The following is a 17,574-nucleotide window of genomic DNA, read 5'->3' as shown; positions in this document are numbered from 1 at the left end:
GAGTGAGACTCCTTTCTCGTTTCCGCCTGAATGGGTGTATCGCAAGGGTTGACCTTGCAATGCGGATAGGACTTTTTTACGCCGGTGCCCACCAGCTGCCCACTAGTACTACTGCTAGGTTGCTGCCCGGGTTCGGACTGTTAGGGTTAGGCAAGACCTCCAGCCACACGGACGCCTCAGGGAGTTCAGGCTTGGGGGGCGTCAATGACCAGAGCGCAAGGACTGCACAATTGTCAGACACCGCTGCGCTTGTCCCGCATCAATCAGCGAGGTCCGCTCCATGGCTGCTTCTACTTCCGTGCACTCCAACGCGCTCAATTTCATGAGTTGTCTGAAAAGCGGCGTTGACCCGCGCACCGGGCTATACAACATATCGATCAGCATGCCCGAACTGCAAAGCAATGACCTGCGCGGACCAGGGTTCCGACTCGACCTGTCCTACAGTCAGCTCAATACGCTGGACAGCGGCTATGGCATGGGCTGGAACCTACAGGTTTCGCAATACAACCCTGCCACTCAGATCCTGTCCCTCAGCACAGGCGAGACCTTCCTGGTCGACGGCACCGGCAGCAACGGCCTACGGACGATGACCGAGAAGAAAATTGACACCTTCCACTTCTACAAGCTGGACGATACGTCCTACCGGGTGGTGCACAAATCAGGTCTGGTGGAAATCCTCGAGCTGCACATCAGCGGCAATAAAAGAATGGCCTGGGCGGTGAAAATCATCGCGCCGTCCGGGCACAGCATCACGCTCAAGCACAAGCCGTTCAACAGCAGCACCTACAGGCTTGCTTCGATCACTGACGACCTGGGTCAGACGCTGTTGGAAATTGCACGCAGCAGCACATCTGTCGAGCTGAAACTGCATCCGTATGCGGGCATTGGCGGTGCTCCACTGGCGCGCTTTTTGATGACCCTCGCCGGCAGCGACAAACGCGTATCGCGCATCACCCTGCCCACAGAGAATAATGCTTCATGGCGCTTTGAATATGGCCTGGAGAACGACCAGCAATTGTGCGTGAAGCATGTAGAGACACCGTCTGGAAGCAGCGAAGATGTTTACTACCAGGACGAAGGCCATGCGTTTCCATACAGCGCCGGTCGCCAGCCCCTACCCAGAGTGACCAGGCACGTCATCGATCCCGGCCTCGGTCAGGCAAAGGTCGATGTGAGATATACCTACAAGGACGGCCAGCAACGCTCACGAAATTTTCTCGGTGCAGGGCTGACCATCGCCTGGGAAGACAACGGCCTGGACAACCTCTATAAATACCTGCAGGACTACGACTATGTCTGTACCGAAAGCCTGTGGGTCGACAACAAGGCTGTGCGCAGCATAGAGCGAACCTTCAACCGCTTTCACTTGCAGACCCTTGAAGTCACCACCCAAAACAACAACCAGCAAACGGTCACGACCGCCTATAACATTCGGCCGGGCGAGCGTTACTGCATGCAGCCCAACAATTGTCAGCTACCCAGCGAAGTCACCACCCGTTGGCAACGGCTGGACGAGCCTGAGCGGACGCGCACAGAAACCGTCACCTATACCTATGACCTTTACGGCAATCCGCTGGTGCATACACGCGCCGACGGGATCAAAGAAGTCAGCAGCTGGTACCCGGCCGGCGGTGGCGACGGTTGCCCGGCCGATGCGGAAGGGTTTGTCTCCCGACTGAAAGAAAAAGTGGTCAAACCCGCGCCATCGTCGCAGTCCGGGGCCCCTACCCTGTCCACACGTTATCGCTACAGCACGCTGCCTGCACTGACCGGCAGCGAGTTACCCGACTGGATCGTGCCGGAAACCGAAACACTGCTGCAGCTTGAAAGCGATGGAACCTCTGTGGAGTTGCAAAAGATCCTGCTGGAGCATATCAACCAGCCGGACGCGCCTTTCCAGCATGGTCGAACCGGGAGAAATATCGAGTCCCTGAATGGAAAGGACACCGTTACCGTCTACGAGTACAGCCACTCCAGCATCAGTCACAGCAACAGCAGCAATAGCAGCAGCAATAGCAGCAGCCGCAAGAACAAGGGTAAGGGCAAGATCAGGATCAAGATCAAAGGCAAGGGCAAAAACCGGATCAAGATCAAGATCAAGATCAAGATCAAGATCAAGGGCAAAGGCAACAACAAGGGCAAGGGCAAGGGCAACAGCAAACACTTGCAGGTCCCGGTACAGCTGATAGAGACGACCACTATCGGCTTCGACAACGCTCGCATAAGCAAGCAGCAACAGCATTCGTTGTTGACCGGCCAGGTGCTGCTGACCCTGGAAGAAGGCGTAGAGATCCGCTATGTCTATGACGCGCTCAACCGGCTGACCAAAGAAACGATCGCACCGAATTCAAGTGCTGGCTATGAAGCCAGTCGCGAGTACGAGTACACCCTGTGTTCCGCCAGGGGACAGAGGGCAGAACAAGTGCTGACCGACGCCCGCAAAGTCAGGACCCGCTCTGTCATGGACGGCCTGGGCCGGGCAATACTCGAGGAACGGGACCACATCGACAGCAATGATCCGCAAGCAATGTGCATGATCCATACAGCGCAATACAACGCCTGGAACAATGTGCAATACGAAACGGATTACGACTGGTTCGACAACCGGCAACTGTGCGCCACGAGCAGCACCTACGCCTACGACGACTGGAACGTCCAGTCCGTCGTTACCACTGATCAAGGCGTGCAGACGCATCAGTACTACGACCCCATCGGCAGTGCAGAACATAACGGTCCTGTTCAGAAGACGTGGGTGCAAAGCGGTGACGCAGAAACCCTGATCAGTGGTCGTAGCGAGACCTGGCTGAATATGTTCGGCAAGCCAGCCAGGATCAAGAGCCAGAACGCAGCAGGAAAAGATCTGGGCTCACAAACCTTTCTCTACGACGGAATGGGACGCTGCACGGAACAGACCGATGCGTCAGACCACAAAACGCAGTTCAGTTATGACGCCTGGTCGCGCATGGTCAGCACACGCTTGCCCGATAGCAGCGAGGCACATCGTGAATATGAACCGTTCAGCACCACCGAGCTGCCGACCAGCCTGAACGTGATTCATCCGGACGGTATTACCAAAACCCTGACAGGCCAACAGACGTTCGACGGGCTCGGGCGTCTGACACTGGCCCAGGCAGGGCAACGTATCGAGCATTACGAGTATGAGGACGGTCACCGGCAGATCAAAACCCGCAAAACGGCCAAGGGTGATGACATTAGCTACACCTACAACCTGGCACTCACCGATCAGATCGTCTCCAGTGTCTCCAGTACTGCACCGGATGACGCTGCCCGTTTCGAGTATGACAACGTCAGTGCCCGCCTGATCTCTGCCACCAATAAGCAGGGCAAGCGCACTTACGCTTATGACGCGCATAACCAGCTGACCAAAGAGACCTGGGAAGATCTGCAAGGCCGGACCTGGCAAACCCTGCATCGGACATCCTTGCAGGGCCGTGCGATGTATCGCACCGATGTCGAACAAAAAGACGTCAAAAACCCGGTTAAAGGTGTAGTCAAAGGCCGGAGCAAAGGCGGCGTCAAAAACAGTGTCAAAGGCGTTGAAACGATTTACCGGTATGACACCTTCGGCCGACTCGAAAGTGCCGTTCAGGGCAACGTGAAGGTGACCACCCGTTATGACACACTGGGTCAGTCCTGCGAGATGACGACCCATGACACAGTAGCCGGAACCAGCCTGGTAAACCGTATTGAATATGACGACCAGGGACAGGAAGTTCTCAGAACGCAGAATGCCGGCAATCACCCTGTACGTACGCTGAAACAGCAATGGCAACCCGACGGGCTCATGCAAAGCCGTCATTTGCATGAAGCGGGCAACCCGCTGCTGCTGGAAGAGTTCAAGTATGACGCTCGAGGTCGTCTGAGCGGCGTCACCTATTCAGGCAGTAACCGGCCAGTGCACGCATCCGGCAATGCAATCATCAACCAGACGTTTATCTTCGACGAGCTGGACAACATGACCCTGACCGTTACCAGATTTGACGACGTCAGCAATGAGGCCGGCTTCAGCACTGAGACGGCCATTTTCCGCTATGGCAAAGAAGGGGACCCCGATTCCAGGGACCGATGCCAGTTACTGGGCATCACCTACCGGCCTCCACGGGACACACCGGACCCGACGTTCAGCTATGACGCCAACGGCAATCAGTGCACTGACGAGCATGGCAACCAGTTGCACTACGACAGCCAGAGCCGCCTTCTTCGGGTGGCAAAACCGGCGGGTGAGCCCATCAACACCTACACGTACGACGGCCATGATCATCTGGCCACCACCCGCAATGGCAGTGACAGCGAAATACTGCGTTTTTATCAGGGCCAGCAATTGAGCAGCACGGTGCAGGACGACCGACGTACTCAGTTTCTGCACATTGACGAGCAACCCATAGGCCAGCAGACCATCGGAGAACCTGCCGAAACCCTGCTGTTGCTGACGGATGCGAACCAGAGCGTTGTTGGTGAGTTCCAGCAGAACACGTTGCGAACAGCTGTTTACAGCGCCTACGGTGAACGCCACAGCGATGACGCGCTGCTCAGCGTTGCGGGGTTCAACGGCGAGGTGTGCGAAAAAGACACGGGCTGGTACCTGCTGGGCAACGGCTACAGAGCCTACAACCCGGGCATGATGCGTTTTCACAGCCCTGATTACTTGAGCCCCTTTGGTGCAGGCGGGGTCAACCCCTATACCTATTGCCTGGGCAATCCCATTGCCTGGCGCGACCCTACCGGGCATGACGCCAGCTCCCAGAGTGGCAGGCTGCGACGGCCCGATGAGGATGCGATCCCTGCAGAGACGTCGGAGGGTATTGGAACGATGACCTGGGTCATGCTTGCGTTTGGCGTAGCGCTCACTATATGGGGTGCCTACGCGACAAAAGTAGCGTATGGAATGACCAAGGCCGTCCCGATTCCTGTAACGGCCCTGGGTATCACGATGACCTCAACTACGGCGGCCTACATCGCGGCGGGGGCTTTGGCATCAGGGACCGCGCTCAGTGCTGCATCAACGACCGCCACTGGTTATGGTGTAGCGAAAGGAGACGACACAGCCCTTCGGGTAGGGGAATACATTGGCTACGCCTCGATACCTGTGGACATCGCTGGGGGGCTATTGAAAAGTATGGTTAAAAGCGCGCTCAAGGCTGCGAAGAAGGTTTTAGAAGAAGGAACTGAGGGGATAATAAGGCGCTCGTCACTCGGGGCACTTGACGATGCCGCGCCTGGAACAGCTGCGCGACGTGGGTCTGCTTCAGCGGATTCGGCCGTACCCGGATTGGTTGGGGATGGGGGGACTCCAGGAGCGTCCATGTCGGGGCGTGTGCCACCTCCACCGAACCCGCGGCCGACGAAAGGTCCTAACGCCAGGGTCAACCAGCAATCGGCAACTAACACAGCATCATCCAGCGACCCTTCATGGCTTCAAAAAAGGACGGCTTTTCTTGAACCGATGCGCGAGTTAGGGCGAAACGTATTCAAGCTTAGACAATACAATACTCGCATGTGATAAAGCTGGACTTCCCGCCGCCGACAAAAAGCTCGTGGCTGTCGGCGGCATTTCAGTCAACGCCTCTATTTCCATACCGTTACATTTGCCCTTCGGATTCTCTGCCCGAACAGACAAGCACAGACCCATGAAAAATCCGGAACAACGTAAAAACTCAAGATTTTAAATGTATGACACTAATTTAGGAAATATCCTACACCTCCCGCCACTAACCAAAGTCCGCCAGAGACTTCGCAACTAACGCACCTGCTGTAAACTCCCGTCCCGTCATGACGCACAACACAAACTGTCTATCAAGACACCATAAATAGTTACATCTCCACTCTTGTGACTTTAATACTTATAAGGTTTTTATCGTGAATAAAATGCTATCCGTACTAGGCCTTGCTCTGGCGACCACACTGACCGGCACTGCCGCATCCGCCAACTCCGGCACCATCCGTTTCGAAGGCAAGATAACCTCCACCACCTGCCCTATCGAAGTGGTCAATCCGGGCGATGGCTCTACCGGCAACCTGGTTAACATGGGCTCTATCGAGGCCAGCCGCTTCACCGGCATCGGTGACGAACTGTCTGGCAAGAGCTTTGCCCTGCGCGTCAATGACAACGGCAACTGCGGCCTGGCGGGTGGCAGCTTGAATGCGGCCAAAGTCACCTTCATCGGTGACGCGGACAGCAGCGGCGACTACTTCGGCGTCACCCCTACTGCCGACGGGGCAAAGGGCGTTGCGATTGTCATCAAGGACCAGACCGGGGTCTCGATCAAACCAGGCGACACGTCGGCGCCTTACACACTGCTCGACGGCGGTGTCACCGACATGGTGTTCAACGCCTACTACCGTTCGACAGCAGCTACCGTTCAAGCCGGTGCTGCCTCGGCGGATGTCCAGTTTGTTGTCGCGATTAACTGATACATCGACCCACTCGCTCACTGTGTAAGGATCGATAGTCTTTTCACGTGAAGCATCTTCAATACGTTCAGGTCCGTTTCGGATCTGAACGTACAAGGTAACTTTTCATGATGTGCCAACAGTCTTTTAAAAGACCTGCCCTCGCGGGGTGCACGATATTATTCATGTGCGCAGCTTATATACCTGCCAGCCAGGCAGCACTGACCGTCAACGCAACGCGCATAGTATTCGATGGCGACAAGCGCAGTACGTCGGTGGTCATATCCAATCCAAGTGATCGGCCGTTCGCGGTACAGACCTGGGTAAATACGGAGGCAGACGACACTGTCACCGTCGTTCCATTCGCACCTTCGCCGCCACTTTTTCGCCTTAATCCGGGCAAGGAACAACACGTACAGATCAATGGCCTGCCCCAAGACCTGCCCTCCGATCGTGAATCATTGTTCTACTTCAACGTGCAGGAAATACCTCAGGCCAACTCTTCGCAAGGCAATGTGCTGAATATTGCCCTGCGTACCCGTATCAAACTGTTTTATCGCCCGGTTCTGCTGACTGACAACCCCACTGCCCGCCTCAAGGACCTGCAATGGTCGGTCCGGCAGATTGCCGGCAAGGCAGAGCTGACCGCCATGAATCCGACGCCCTTTCATGTGTCGTTCATTCGCCTCGACGTCTCCGGTGATGGCAGGACTGAAAAGGTCAGTGAAGTCGCCATGCTTGGCCCGTTCAGCTCTCGCCATTACAAGCTCAACGAAACGAAAGCGATACCGGGCCTTCAGGTGGTGTTTGCCGCGATCAACGATTACGGCGGCTACAGCCAGCCGCTGACAGCTACGGCCACGCTGACTGACTGAAACAGCGCAGACCCGCTTCATCCCAGGACATTGAACATGACCCTATTACCCGATTCCGGGCTCATACCAGTGCGCCTGCGCTTTATGCAGGTGCTGATTGTGTGCGGCAGCGTTACCGTTGTGCTGGAGCCGACCAGAGCGGCAACCGCCGTCAATTTCCAGCCTGGCTTCCTGCGTCAGGGCCAGGACTATGACAGTGCGGCCGCGGCCAGCGTGCTGAACCAGTTGTCAGCTGTCGAGAGCCTCGGGCCAGGCGAGCATTGGGTAGAAATCCACGTCAATATGCGCTATTTCGGCCAACGTCAGATCCGTTTCGATGCCGACCCACAAGGCAACGGCCTGCTGCCCTGCCTGTCACCGGAGTTGCTGGAGCAGATCGGCGTACGTCTCGGCAGTCTGGCCGACCCGGCCTTGTTGCAAGTCGCCTGTGTCGCGCTGGGGCAACTGATTCCGGACGCCAGGGTCGTACTGGACGGCGGCAGACTGCAACTGTCGATCTCTATACCGCAGATCGCCATGCGCCGCGATGCCAACGGGCGAGTGGACCCGGCGCTTTGGGATTACGGCATCAACGCCGCCTTCATCAATTACCAGACCTCGGTGCAACAGACGACCCACAGGGAGACAGGCACCAGCAGCAACGCAGACCTGTACCTCAACACCGGTATCAACCTGGGATCATGGCGATTGCGCAGCAATCAAAGCGTGCGTCAGGATGCGCGGGGACATCGCGAGTGGACCAGAGCCTATGCTTATGCACAGCGCGACCTGCCTGGCACGCACGCTAACCTGACCCTGGGTGAAACCTACACCGGCGGCGATGTCTTCCGGAGCGTGCCGATCAAGGGCGGGTTGATCAAAACCGATCAGGAGATGCTCCCCGATTCCCTGCAGGGTTACGCACCGGTGATTCGTGGCGTTGCGCAAAGCAGGGCCAAACTGGAAGTGCTGCGCAACGGATACCCGATCTACTCCACATATGTCAGTGCCGGCCCCTATGAAATAGATGACCTGAACACGGCGGGCAGCGGCGAACTGGAGATCGTGCTGACCGAGGCCGATGGTCAGGTCCGGCGCTTTACCCAACCTTACTCGACCATGAGTAACCTGTTGCGCGAAGGCGTCTGGAAATACAGCGCCGCCCTGGGCCGCTTCAACGGTGCCTACGCCACCGAGCATCCGTGGCTGTGGCAAGGCACGCTGGCCGTTGGAACAGGCTGGAACTCGACACTTTATGGCGGAGTTATAACCAGCGACTTCTACCACGCCGCTGCACTGGGCGTGTCACGGGACATGGGCACGCTGGGGGCGATGGCGTTCGATGTGACCCGGTCACGCGCCAGCATCGACCAACCCGGTCAGTCCAGCGTGCAAGGCATGAGTTACGCCATCAAGTATGGCAAGGCGTTCACTACCCAGACCAATCTGCGCTTCGCAGGTTATCGCTACTCCACCGAAGGCTATCGGGATTTCGACGAAGCCGTCAGTCAGCGCAGCAACGACGCTACGTTCACAGGCAGCCGCCGAAGCCGCCTGGAAGCTTCGGTTCATCAGAGAATCGGCTTACGCAGCAGCGTTGGTCTGACGCTGTCGCAACAGGATTACTGGGGCAGCGATATCGAACAGCGACAATTTCAATTCAATTTCAACACCCATCGTGCCGGGATCACCTATAACTTCTACGCCTCACAGTCACTGAGCGCAGCCAGTAGTAGCCGCGGCAACGACCGGCAGTTCGGCCTGAGCATCTCGATGCCCCTCGACACCGGCCATTCGAGCAATGCCACATTCGACCTGCAAAGCAGCGCCAATCGCCACAGTCAACGGGGCAGCCTGAGCGGCAGCCTCTATGAAAACCGCGTCAACTATCACGCCAGTCTGAGCAACGATGACGGCAAGCAGCAAAGTGCAGGCCTCGCGGCCGGCTATCAGGCGCCCTTCGCCAGCCTCGGCGCCGGTGTGACCCAAGGCAATGATTATCGAAGTGCATCAGTCAACGCCAGTGGTGCCTTGTTGCTGCATGCGGATGGCATCGAGTTCGGCCCGAATCTGGGCGACACCATCGCCCTGATCGAAGTACCCGATACACCCGGCGTTGGCATACAGAACGCTACCGGTGTCAGGACCAATAGTCGCGGCTACGCATTGATGCCCTATCTGCGTCCCTACCGCCATAACCCGATCACCTTGCAAACCGACCGACTGGGGCCCGAGGTGGAAATCGATAACGCCAGTACTCAAGTAGTACCTGCCAGGGGTGCCGTGATCAAGACTACTTTCGCTGCGCGCACGGTGACACGCCTGATCATCAATGCAACCACTGACGGTGGCAAACCGTTGCCATTCGGTGCCCAGGTGAGCGATGCGCAGGGCAACATTCTGGGCATCGCAGGTCAGGGCGGGCAGATTTTGCTGTCCACCGGCATGCAGGCACAAACCCTCGATGTCCGCTGGGGTGAGAAAAGCGACCCTCAGTGTCATCTGCACATAGACCCCGCCGGCATGCCTCTGGCCAAGGGCTACCGAATGCAAGACATGACGTGTGCCCAGTGACATCAGGTCTGAGCCATCCGCGACATTGTTATTTCAGGAATCCCCCCATGAACTCTGCATTGAACGCCCTGCTCCCCAGTCTGATCCTGTTGGGGACCAGCTATAGTGCTGCGGCTTATTCCGACCTACCGGATGACATACCGAGCAACGATTGCTATTGGATTTCCCCACCGGGAATAAAAGATTACCGGCGCGACATCGGCACGCTCTACGTCCCGAAAGACGCCGCAGTGGGCACCTTTATCGGCAGCATCGATATGCTTCACACCACGCCAGACAAGGCAGGTCTGGAGGCGGCCTGCAGAAATGACGGCACGGCTCTTCTGGAATTCAATGCAACGGCTACGGTTCCGATATTTCCTGGCACGCTGGAGCCGATAAACGGGGAAGACCTCACAGGCAAGATACTGCAAACCAATATTCCGGGCGTCGGAGTGCGGATAAGACTGGGGTATCCGTATGACAGGAACTGCAGCAATTGCTTCACGCCTGTAGGAGGAAGCGCCTCCGTTCCGTTCATCGGCCTCAACGACCACCAGAAAATGCTCACGAGCCTGCCTTTCGTTCATTTGAACAACTATGTAACGCTGGTCAAGACCGGACCGATCCCCTCCGGACCCAATGTGCTCAATGGCAGTGAACTGTTCTCCGGAAGCGTGACAACGCTTGGCAGGATCATGAAGTACGGGCTAACCGGCACGATACTTCAGGCACAGTGCAGCGTTGGTGCAGATCCGGTCAGTGCCGACCCGGTGCAGTTGGGTGAGTGGGACAGCGCGGACTTCACCGGTCCCGGCTTCACCACACCGGCAGTGCCCTTCAGTATTGCGTTGAGTAACTGCGAGACCTACATGGACGCAGGCTTCGTGGCAACGGCGCATATCCAGCTCGATGGTGTCGAAGGCTCGGTTCCCGAGGGCCCTGTCGGCAGCGGGGTTTTCACCCTGACCAGCGACTCGGACGCCAAGGGCATGGGGATTCAGATTCTCAAAGGTGATGGAGTCACGCCCATGGAGCTGCAGACCGAAGTGCCAATGATGGTAATCACACCCGGTAACGTTGTGCTGAACTTTTACGCCCGTTTCTATCAGACACAGGCCAGCAGCGCGATCCGGCCGGGCAAGGCCAAAGGGGCCCTCAGCTTCACGATGACCTACAAGTAGCAATGCGCCGTGGACTGCCAACCTGGCGGTCCATGACCTCCTCAGGGGTACAACGTTGGTCTGAGCGAAGGGAAAGACTGCCAGGAGAGCGTCTGGTCGAAACTCACACGCACCCGGACATCCAGCTGAGTGCCGAGATTAAATGCCTTCAAATCCGTTTTGCTGATAACACCGGCGTCGATTCTATCGTCCACCCGCGGCACCGGGTATTCATCCAGAACGTTCACGATCAACAACTCATTATCAGCACCGCTGACACCACGCACATCAATGGTGACGAACTGGTCAGTGCCCATGAATGACCAACTGTCGAGCGTGAACCTTGCGTAGCCTCCCTCGGCAATGTCTTGCAGGCTCAGAATCGTCCCGGAGACCTTGTCACACTGCACGACTGGAAAGCCTGTCATCCCCGGAATACGCAGAGTCAGAGTATGCTGGTCCGAACGATAAGGTGGTTCGGCGCTATTTTCGAACACCTCGTAGTACACCGGGATCGCCTTGCCGAAATGCTGGGCAATCTGTGTGGAAGGAATGTTGAACAGTCTCGAGTCTGCTACCTCCGTAAGAAAGGAACCCACACTGCCGGGCTCGGCCCATTGGACGCGGACGGTGTCACCGGGAGCAATCACGGCATTCTCGGGTATCGATACCACTGCGCCCCCATAAGCATCTACCGGATCGAGGGTACTGGCGTATGCCGAGCCTGAGGCCTTCTGAACCAGCGGGGGTGGCAGCACACGCTGTACTGGCTGAGCGCACACCAGCAGCGAAACAGCCAGCGCCCGGGGCCCGCTATTCCCCGAGCGATCCTTCAGCCTGTAGGACACGTAACGAATGCCATCGCCGCTCTCGAGAACCAGTTGCCTGTCGAAGGCAATATTAATCGCGCTTCCGATATCGGACTCTTCAAGCGTCAGGGTTCCGGTGCGCTCCGATCCCGTCGGCGTACTGCTCCAGTACCAGATAACGAGATCCCCGGGGTTCGGCAAAAAATACGCGGGCACTTCGGCCAGCACGGTGTCGCCATGAGAGTCCAGCCAGGCCGAGGTAAGACCATCCCTGATGATTTCTTCCGGAAAAATCAGCGCCCCTTCGTCTGCGAATACCGGTGCCGTTTTATCAATGACAAAGGCCAGTGTTTCGGATTCAGTCTGCACCTGGTTCGCGGTCTCGACGCTATAACGGAGTTGATGCCGGCCTTCGCCAAGGCGTTGCTGCGCGATCATGATGAACAGATCGACAGGCTGTACAGGTTCGGTCCAGACCTTCTCGTCCAGCAGCACGTCATTCCAGTACACGCGCAGATACTCAGGGTTGCTTGGGGTGGGCTCGGAGTTTTGCCACATGGGAAAATCGACCCGCAACGGCACGAGCCAGGCACTGCTGGGAAGCAGATTGGGCTCACCGCCGGGTACGTCAGGGAGGAGTTCGGCGATCAAGGGCGGCGCAAGCAGCACGCTCTTGCGCCATGAAGCCGGCCGAAAAAGGATTCTGATCCGTTCGATCCACGTTGAAATGACAGACATTAGCCAGGCCTCCAGCACGAGAAAGCGGTGGCCGACCCGTTTGCCGACCGCCATGCCCGTCAGTTAACACCCAGTTTTTTTCTGCGGATACTGGCACAAGTGATAGGACCGTTGGCGCATCAGCGCCATCGATCAAGCATCAGCCTCCCGCTTCGCTGTCGCTACCAGCTGTAACGCAAGCCTGCACTGGCGCCCCACGGCTGCTCGATGGCATCGCCATTGCTGTAATCGAAATCAGCATGCAACTGCAGGTTGTCAGACAGCGACACCGAAACGCCCGCACCCAATTCGCCACGGGAACCAGAGAGGTCGTTATTGAAGACGTTGTCGTTGACCTTGACCTCGTTCCTGTTGACGAATTCCTGGGCCACGGCAACCCGCACGTAAGGTTGCAGCGTACGTCCCTGGCCCAGATCGAAACTGCGCCCCGCCGTCGTACCGACCTTGCCGAGCAGCGACCGGCTGCGGTCACCTTCAGCATGCATACCGTTATCCAGGGCATAGTCCTTGCCCTGAACGACCAGGCCCGTCAGTTGGGTGTAGGGTTCAAGAAAATAACCGTTGTTCAGTTTGATGTGCCGACCCAGTTCCAGTGACGCGCCAACCCCCAGATTGTCGTAGTTGCCGCGCGTGCGGGAACCATCGCTGAGATTGACTCTGGCCTTGTTTTTGAACTGATTGAGTTTGATCACGCCATCGACGTAGTAGCCGCTCTCGCTGTCCAGCCAGGTGCTGTAAGCGCCCAGCGAGTAGCTGTCGACCTTGCCACTGGCACCGTGATCCAGGCTGAGGTCGGACGAGCTTTGCCCGATCATGACACCCGCCAGCCATTGCCCCGACCCCACAGGCAGCTTGCCATCTGCGCCAAGAGCAACACCGCTCTGAACCTGCTGATATCCGAAGCCCGAGGCGTCGGCGACATTGAATTTGTTGCCGTAGGTACGCATCCAGCCACCGGAACGGGCCTGGTCCATGCGCAACTCACCCATGCGCGAACGTAACGTGCTCAACTCTCCATACCAGACAGTCGGTGCGGTATTGAACAACGCCATGACAGTCTGTGCGCCCGGGCTGATGGTTCGGGTGGCGGTGTCCAGATACCAGTCGTTTGCGCCATGCTTGATCAGGTCATAGGACCATGCCCCCAGATCCACGGCGCCGCCTGCCAGGGAAAAACTGGCATCGCCGGCTGCGGCATGTACTACGTGCAGAGAGGTGTCACTGAGAGGATCGGTACCGGTGCTGCCGATAAGCAAGGAATGGCTGCCGGTTGCATTGCCGGTGATATCCAGAAAGTCTGTGGCCGCGCCGCCGAAATCCACGTCCATCATGAACGTGCCGCTCCCTGACAGGCTTGCAAGTGACAAGGTGTAAAACGAGGCCGCGTCACCAAACCTGACCGACCCGCCATTCATGGACACGTTACCCACCTGGCTGTTTTCGACCATCGTCCACTGCCCCCCGCTGGCGAGCGAAAAACTGGCGACGTTCTGCAGACGTCCGGTCAGGGTGGCATTGTTTTGTAATACCAGACCGGCAGTACTGCCTGCGTCAGCGGATATGTCGCCCAGCAATTGACTGTTGTCGACGGTCATATTGGCTGTAGAACCGTTGATCAGCTCCAGTATCTTGCCGTTGCCGCCGGTCAGCGTGGAGCCATTTTTTACGAAAATAGTGGCAGTGGCAGGCGCCCCGGTGGGCGTTCCGACAATCAGTGCCGAATCCGTGACACCTTCAACCCGGGTCCCTTCCAGGGTCAATAGATTGCTTGAGGGCACGCCGGGGTCGGCAAGCATACGGATGCCATATTGCTGCCCGGTGATGGTACTGTCGGACGCCTTCACAGTGGAGTCAAACATCTCCACGCCTCTGCCGTTGGTGCCCGTGGCCGTTACTGCGCTGTGCTCCAGTGTCAGATTGGCAAGCGAGCCGGCATTCACGCCACGATTGGTTGCCGTGATCGTGCTGCCGATAACCGTTGCCGTGGAGCCAACCAGTTGCGCAGTGTTATTGCCCATCCCCATACCATCCGCGCCTCCCGTCAGCTGGCTTCCGGTAATCAAGGCATTTGCCCCGGTCAACGAGACTGCTGTGCCGGTAGCCGCGCTGACCTGACTGCCATTGAGTGTCAGCTGCGCGCCGGTGACTGTAGATATTTGCAGGGTGGTCGCGCCATTGGCGGTCAGCACCCCATTGCTGCCCACCCGATAGCTGTCCAGCGGGGTCGTGGCATCAATGGTCGCGGGGCCATTGACAGAGGTTTGCGCAAAGACAGAACTGCTGGACAGGAAGGGGGAGAGAAACGCCATGATCTTTAGTGTTCGTGAGAGCGGAAGCAGCGCGAATGGAGCATTCATTATGGTGTATTACCTGAATGAAACGGCGTTGAACCCCGTGGTCCTTGCCCGAACTCGGCCACGAGAAAGAGGCCGGAAGGTTACGGGGATCAAACTGAATGCTCTGTAGGACGTTTCCTATGTAAATGTAGGGAGGTTCTGGTATTGAGGCTCTGCCAGTCGTTAATTTACGGGGAGGTACCGGTAAGCGTAGGCAAAATGCCCCCATACGCACAGCTTCATTAAACTGTTTGGGAGCAACCTGGACCGGCGCAATAACTGAAAACACGGCGCGCAGAGGATCGCAGGCACCTTCTGCCTGTGATCCGTCTTTAAAGCTCTCTACACGATAGGACACGCTCCATTTGCCCAGTACATACCCACCTTGGCAGTGGTTTCCAGTGAGGTAATGGTGGAGCCCTTCAGAGTGAACGAATACTTGATCTTCCCGCGCGCATCTATGCCATGACCAGCAGGGTCATAAGTGGGCAGAAGGTGTGTCGCGTATGGCGTGACCAGCCAAGTAAAGCCCGTGACTGGATAATCGTCCCCCAACACAATATCTTCGGTCTTTTCGGCACCTGAAATAGGCGTATCGTCATTTGGATCCGGCGGAAAAGCGTTCCAGTACAGAGTGACGGTATCGCCTGTCACCAGATAGTTCGAAAGATCAGGAACGGCCACTCGCACACCGGGCTCTCCTGAGGATGGATTGGCAGGATCCTTATAGAGCGAGGTGCAATTCAGCCAGCCGCCTGAACTGGTACCTTCAAAGACCGGGGCATCGGGAGTGATGACCACAGCACTCACGTCGACCCGCGTATCCGGCGATTGTTGCGTATTCTCTGAGTCGGCGGCACGAATGCTGTAATGAACCGGCAAATCAGGGCGATTACCTTCAAATTCGATATAACGCCAGGGTATTTCGACCTCGCGCTCGTCTCCGGCCTTATCAGTGCCTACCACGGTGTATTGCACCTCAGGCACATGGCTCGCGCCCCAGTAGAAATCTACAACTTCGCCCGCTAGAAGCGGGTCATAAAGTTTGAATCTGACACTGGCATCCTTCTTATCGTCCTGCGGCGTCAGGACATTCAGCGCGTTGGAAACTTCGCCGTAGACCTCGACCGGTAACAACTGATCGTTGACCGGATCAGGCCAGTCAGGATCAGGAACGGGATAAGGCCCGATAGTGAAGAAATTGACATTGACACTGATGCTTTTCACTGCGGACGGAACAACGCCACGCAGGACTCGATAACTCACTGTAGTCGGCTGATCACCGCCAGTCGCTTGATCGTACTGATCACGCAACACCGTGTCAGGAACCCTGACCGAAAACGGAAACTGCGGGACCTCTCCCATGTACTCAGGCCACAGTACTGCTGTACCCCAAGTGACCTCGATACGATCGGTAGGCTTCCAGTTATCGAACGACTCGATCAGCACCTCGACGCCCATTCGTGCGTCAGGCAGGTTGATCAGATTTTCCGGAGGCAGCGCCAGTGGCACCAGCGGGTCCTTCAGATTGTCGGGCAGCAGCCCCAACGCTACGTCTATGCGCTTGTAGTTGGAAAGCGGACTGCGGTTGGTCGCTTTGTCCACCAGAAAGTAAGCGACGTAGTAGGCCTCATCCTTGGAGTCGCCAATTATATCAACCGGGAATGTCACCTTATTATCCGTCGCGCTGGCCACGTCAACGACACCGACAGGAGCCGGCAGATCTGCGGGCTTGTCGGGCAACGGAGTGCCAACCCAATAGAACGCTACCTTGTCGCCGGGTGTCCAGTCGTCATAGTCAGGCAGCGTGCCGACAATACCGTCCGGATTGTTATCCAGAAACGCCTGGGTCAACTGATCTGTGTTCAGACTCATCTGCCCGGGCTCAACATGCCCGCCGGGCGGCGTGGTATCGACGATCAGCTTGAGCAGCGGGCTGATAGTCTCCTGGTCGTTCGGCTGCCTGATCCGATAGCGAAGACTATAAACACCGTCTGCCGGTTTGGGGAATCCAGGCGAAAGGGCGGTCAGCGGAATGTTGATCGTCTTTGGAAAGGTGCCAACGGCCACTGGCGCAGTGACCTTATCTGTGAACACTTCCACGAATCCGTCGTCAGCCGGTACTTCACCCACTGCCCAATCGATGAAAAAGGTATCGGATTCGTTATCGCCAGTGACCAACTGCGCCCACTGGGCGAGAGTAACGTCAAGCGATGCACCGAGCAAAACGTCCTTGTTCAACGTCCCGTCCGTCGGGTCCACGATGTTGGCCACTTGCGCCACTGCGAGCTCTGCCTTGAGGTCCATACCGCGCTGACTGCGCGCCAGCCGGTACGCGATGCGCGCCGTCTTGCTTTGTTCAGGTGTCAGTATTGTTTTCGAACCGACCATAATGAGCACTCCTTTGCTACCGATTGCCGCCCCCTCCCTTCACAGGAGCCCTGCGGCGGATTGATGGGTGAAAAGCTCTCTCAGTGAGCGCTTTTCTTCAGACCACAGGCCATCCGGGCCTATGCTCCAGCTGATTAAACGGCAGTTACCGGAGACGGGATACTGTCAGAACTAGCAGTAGCAGGGCTGAGCCGGAAAGCACGTTCGACAGCTTTTGTATCAGGCTGGATACATTTCTGAAATGCCCCCGACATTCGATCACGTCACCCTTCCGCCGCAACTCCCGGCGAAGTAGCATGAGGAGCAGCGTTGATCTTCA

The 17,574-nt window shown here is 57.1% G+C and carries 8 protein-coding genes; 5 read left to right on the top strand and 3 right to left on the bottom strand.

All coding sequences use genetic code 11. The annotated features are described in order from the left end of the window. Window positions 1-280 precede the first annotated feature (280 nt). The 5 genes from RYC17_RS20185 to RYC17_RS20165 all read left to right on the top strand — a co-directional run bounded on the left by RYC17_RS20185 (window position 281) and on the right by RYC17_RS20165 (window position 11,002). Entirely contained in the window at window positions 281-5,521 is a 5,241-nt protein-coding gene (locus RYC17_RS20185) for an RHS repeat-associated core domain-containing protein (RefSeq protein WP_316904227.1), read from the top strand. A 356-nt stretch (window positions 5,522-5,877) separates the two neighbouring features. Next, window positions 5,878-6,432, top strand: a complete 555-nt coding sequence (locus RYC17_RS20180; RefSeq protein WP_122258734.1) for a fimbrial protein — start codon at window positions 5,878-5,880, stop codon at window positions 6,430-6,432. 107 nt (window positions 6,433-6,539) lie between these two features. Further along, window positions 6,540-7,286 carry a molecular chaperone gene (locus RYC17_RS20175; protein WP_057403328.1) on the top strand — a complete coding sequence of 249 codons (747 nt, stop codon included), beginning with the start codon at window positions 6,540-6,542 and terminating at the stop codon, window positions 7,284-7,286. 36 nt (window positions 7,287-7,322) lie between these two features. Further along, window positions 7,323-9,839, top strand: a complete 2,517-nt coding sequence (locus RYC17_RS20170) for a fimbria/pilus outer membrane usher protein (RefSeq protein WP_316904225.1) — start codon at window positions 7,323-7,325, stop codon at window positions 9,837-9,839. A 47-nt stretch (window positions 9,840-9,886) separates the two neighbouring features. After that, window positions 9,887-11,002 carry a fimbrial protein gene (locus RYC17_RS20165; RefSeq protein ID WP_122258732.1) on the top strand — a complete coding sequence of 372 codons (1,116 nt, stop codon included), beginning with the start codon at window positions 9,887-9,889 and terminating at the stop codon, window positions 11,000-11,002. Between the two features lie 41 nt (window positions 11,003-11,043). On the opposite strand, the gene RYC17_RS20160 is transcribed toward RYC17_RS20165, so the two are convergent. The 3 genes from RYC17_RS20160 to RYC17_RS20150 all read right to left on the bottom strand — a co-directional run bounded on the left by RYC17_RS20160 (window position 11,044) and on the right by RYC17_RS20150 (window position 17,255). Beyond that, window positions 11,044-12,582, bottom strand: coding sequence for a hypothetical protein (locus tag RYC17_RS20160; protein ID WP_316904223.1), 1,539 nt, complete (start codon window positions 12,580-12,582; stop codon window positions 11,044-11,046). A 107-nt stretch (window positions 12,583-12,689) separates the two neighbouring features. Further along, complete coding sequence (locus RYC17_RS20155) at window positions 12,690-14,885, bottom strand: autotransporter outer membrane beta-barrel domain-containing protein (RefSeq protein ID WP_316904221.1); 2,196 nt, start codon at window positions 14,883-14,885, stop codon at window positions 12,690-12,692. 321 nt (window positions 14,886-15,206) lie between these two features. Beyond that, window positions 15,207-17,255, bottom strand: coding sequence for a hypothetical protein (locus tag RYC17_RS20150; RefSeq protein ID WP_230018237.1), 2,049 nt, complete (start codon window positions 17,253-17,255; stop codon window positions 15,207-15,209). Window positions 17,256-17,574 lie beyond the last annotated feature (319 nt).

It is taken from the genome of Pseudomonas syringae group sp. J248-6, from assembly GCF_032586995.1.
GTDB lineage: Bacteria > Pseudomonadota > Gammaproteobacteria > Pseudomonadales > Pseudomonadaceae > Aquipseudomonas > Aquipseudomonas amygdali.
Note: the sequence above shows the minus strand (reverse complement) of the source record. Positions and strands in the feature narration are given on the sequence as shown.

What these genes read in the sequence shown, in the direction of transcription:
- RYC17_RS20160 (WP_316904223.1), bottom strand. Translation starts at nt 12,582, where the DNA reads ATGGCGGTCGGCAAACGGGTCGGCCACCGCTTTCTCGTGCTGGAGGCC.
- RYC17_RS20175 (WP_057403328.1), top strand. Translation starts at nt 6,540, where the DNA reads ATGATGTGCCAACAGTCTTTTAAAAGACCTGCCCTCGCGGGGTGCACG.
- RYC17_RS20185 (WP_316904227.1), top strand. Translation starts at nt 281, where the DNA reads ATGGCTGCTTCTACTTCCGTGCACTCCAACGCGCTCAATTTCATGAGT.
- RYC17_RS20165 (WP_122258732.1), top strand. Translation starts at nt 9,887, where the DNA reads ATGAACTCTGCATTGAACGCCCTGCTCCCCAGTCTGATCCTGTTGGGG.
- RYC17_RS20170 (WP_316904225.1), top strand. Translation starts at nt 7,323, where the DNA reads ATGACCCTATTACCCGATTCCGGGCTCATACCAGTGCGCCTGCGCTTT.
- RYC17_RS20150 (WP_230018237.1), bottom strand. Translation starts at nt 17,255, where the DNA reads ATGGTCGGTTCGAAAACAATACTGACACCTGAACAAAGCAAGACGGCG.
- RYC17_RS20155 (WP_316904221.1), bottom strand. Translation starts at nt 14,885, where the DNA reads ATGAATGCTCCATTCGCGCTGCTTCCGCTCTCACGAACACTAAAGATC.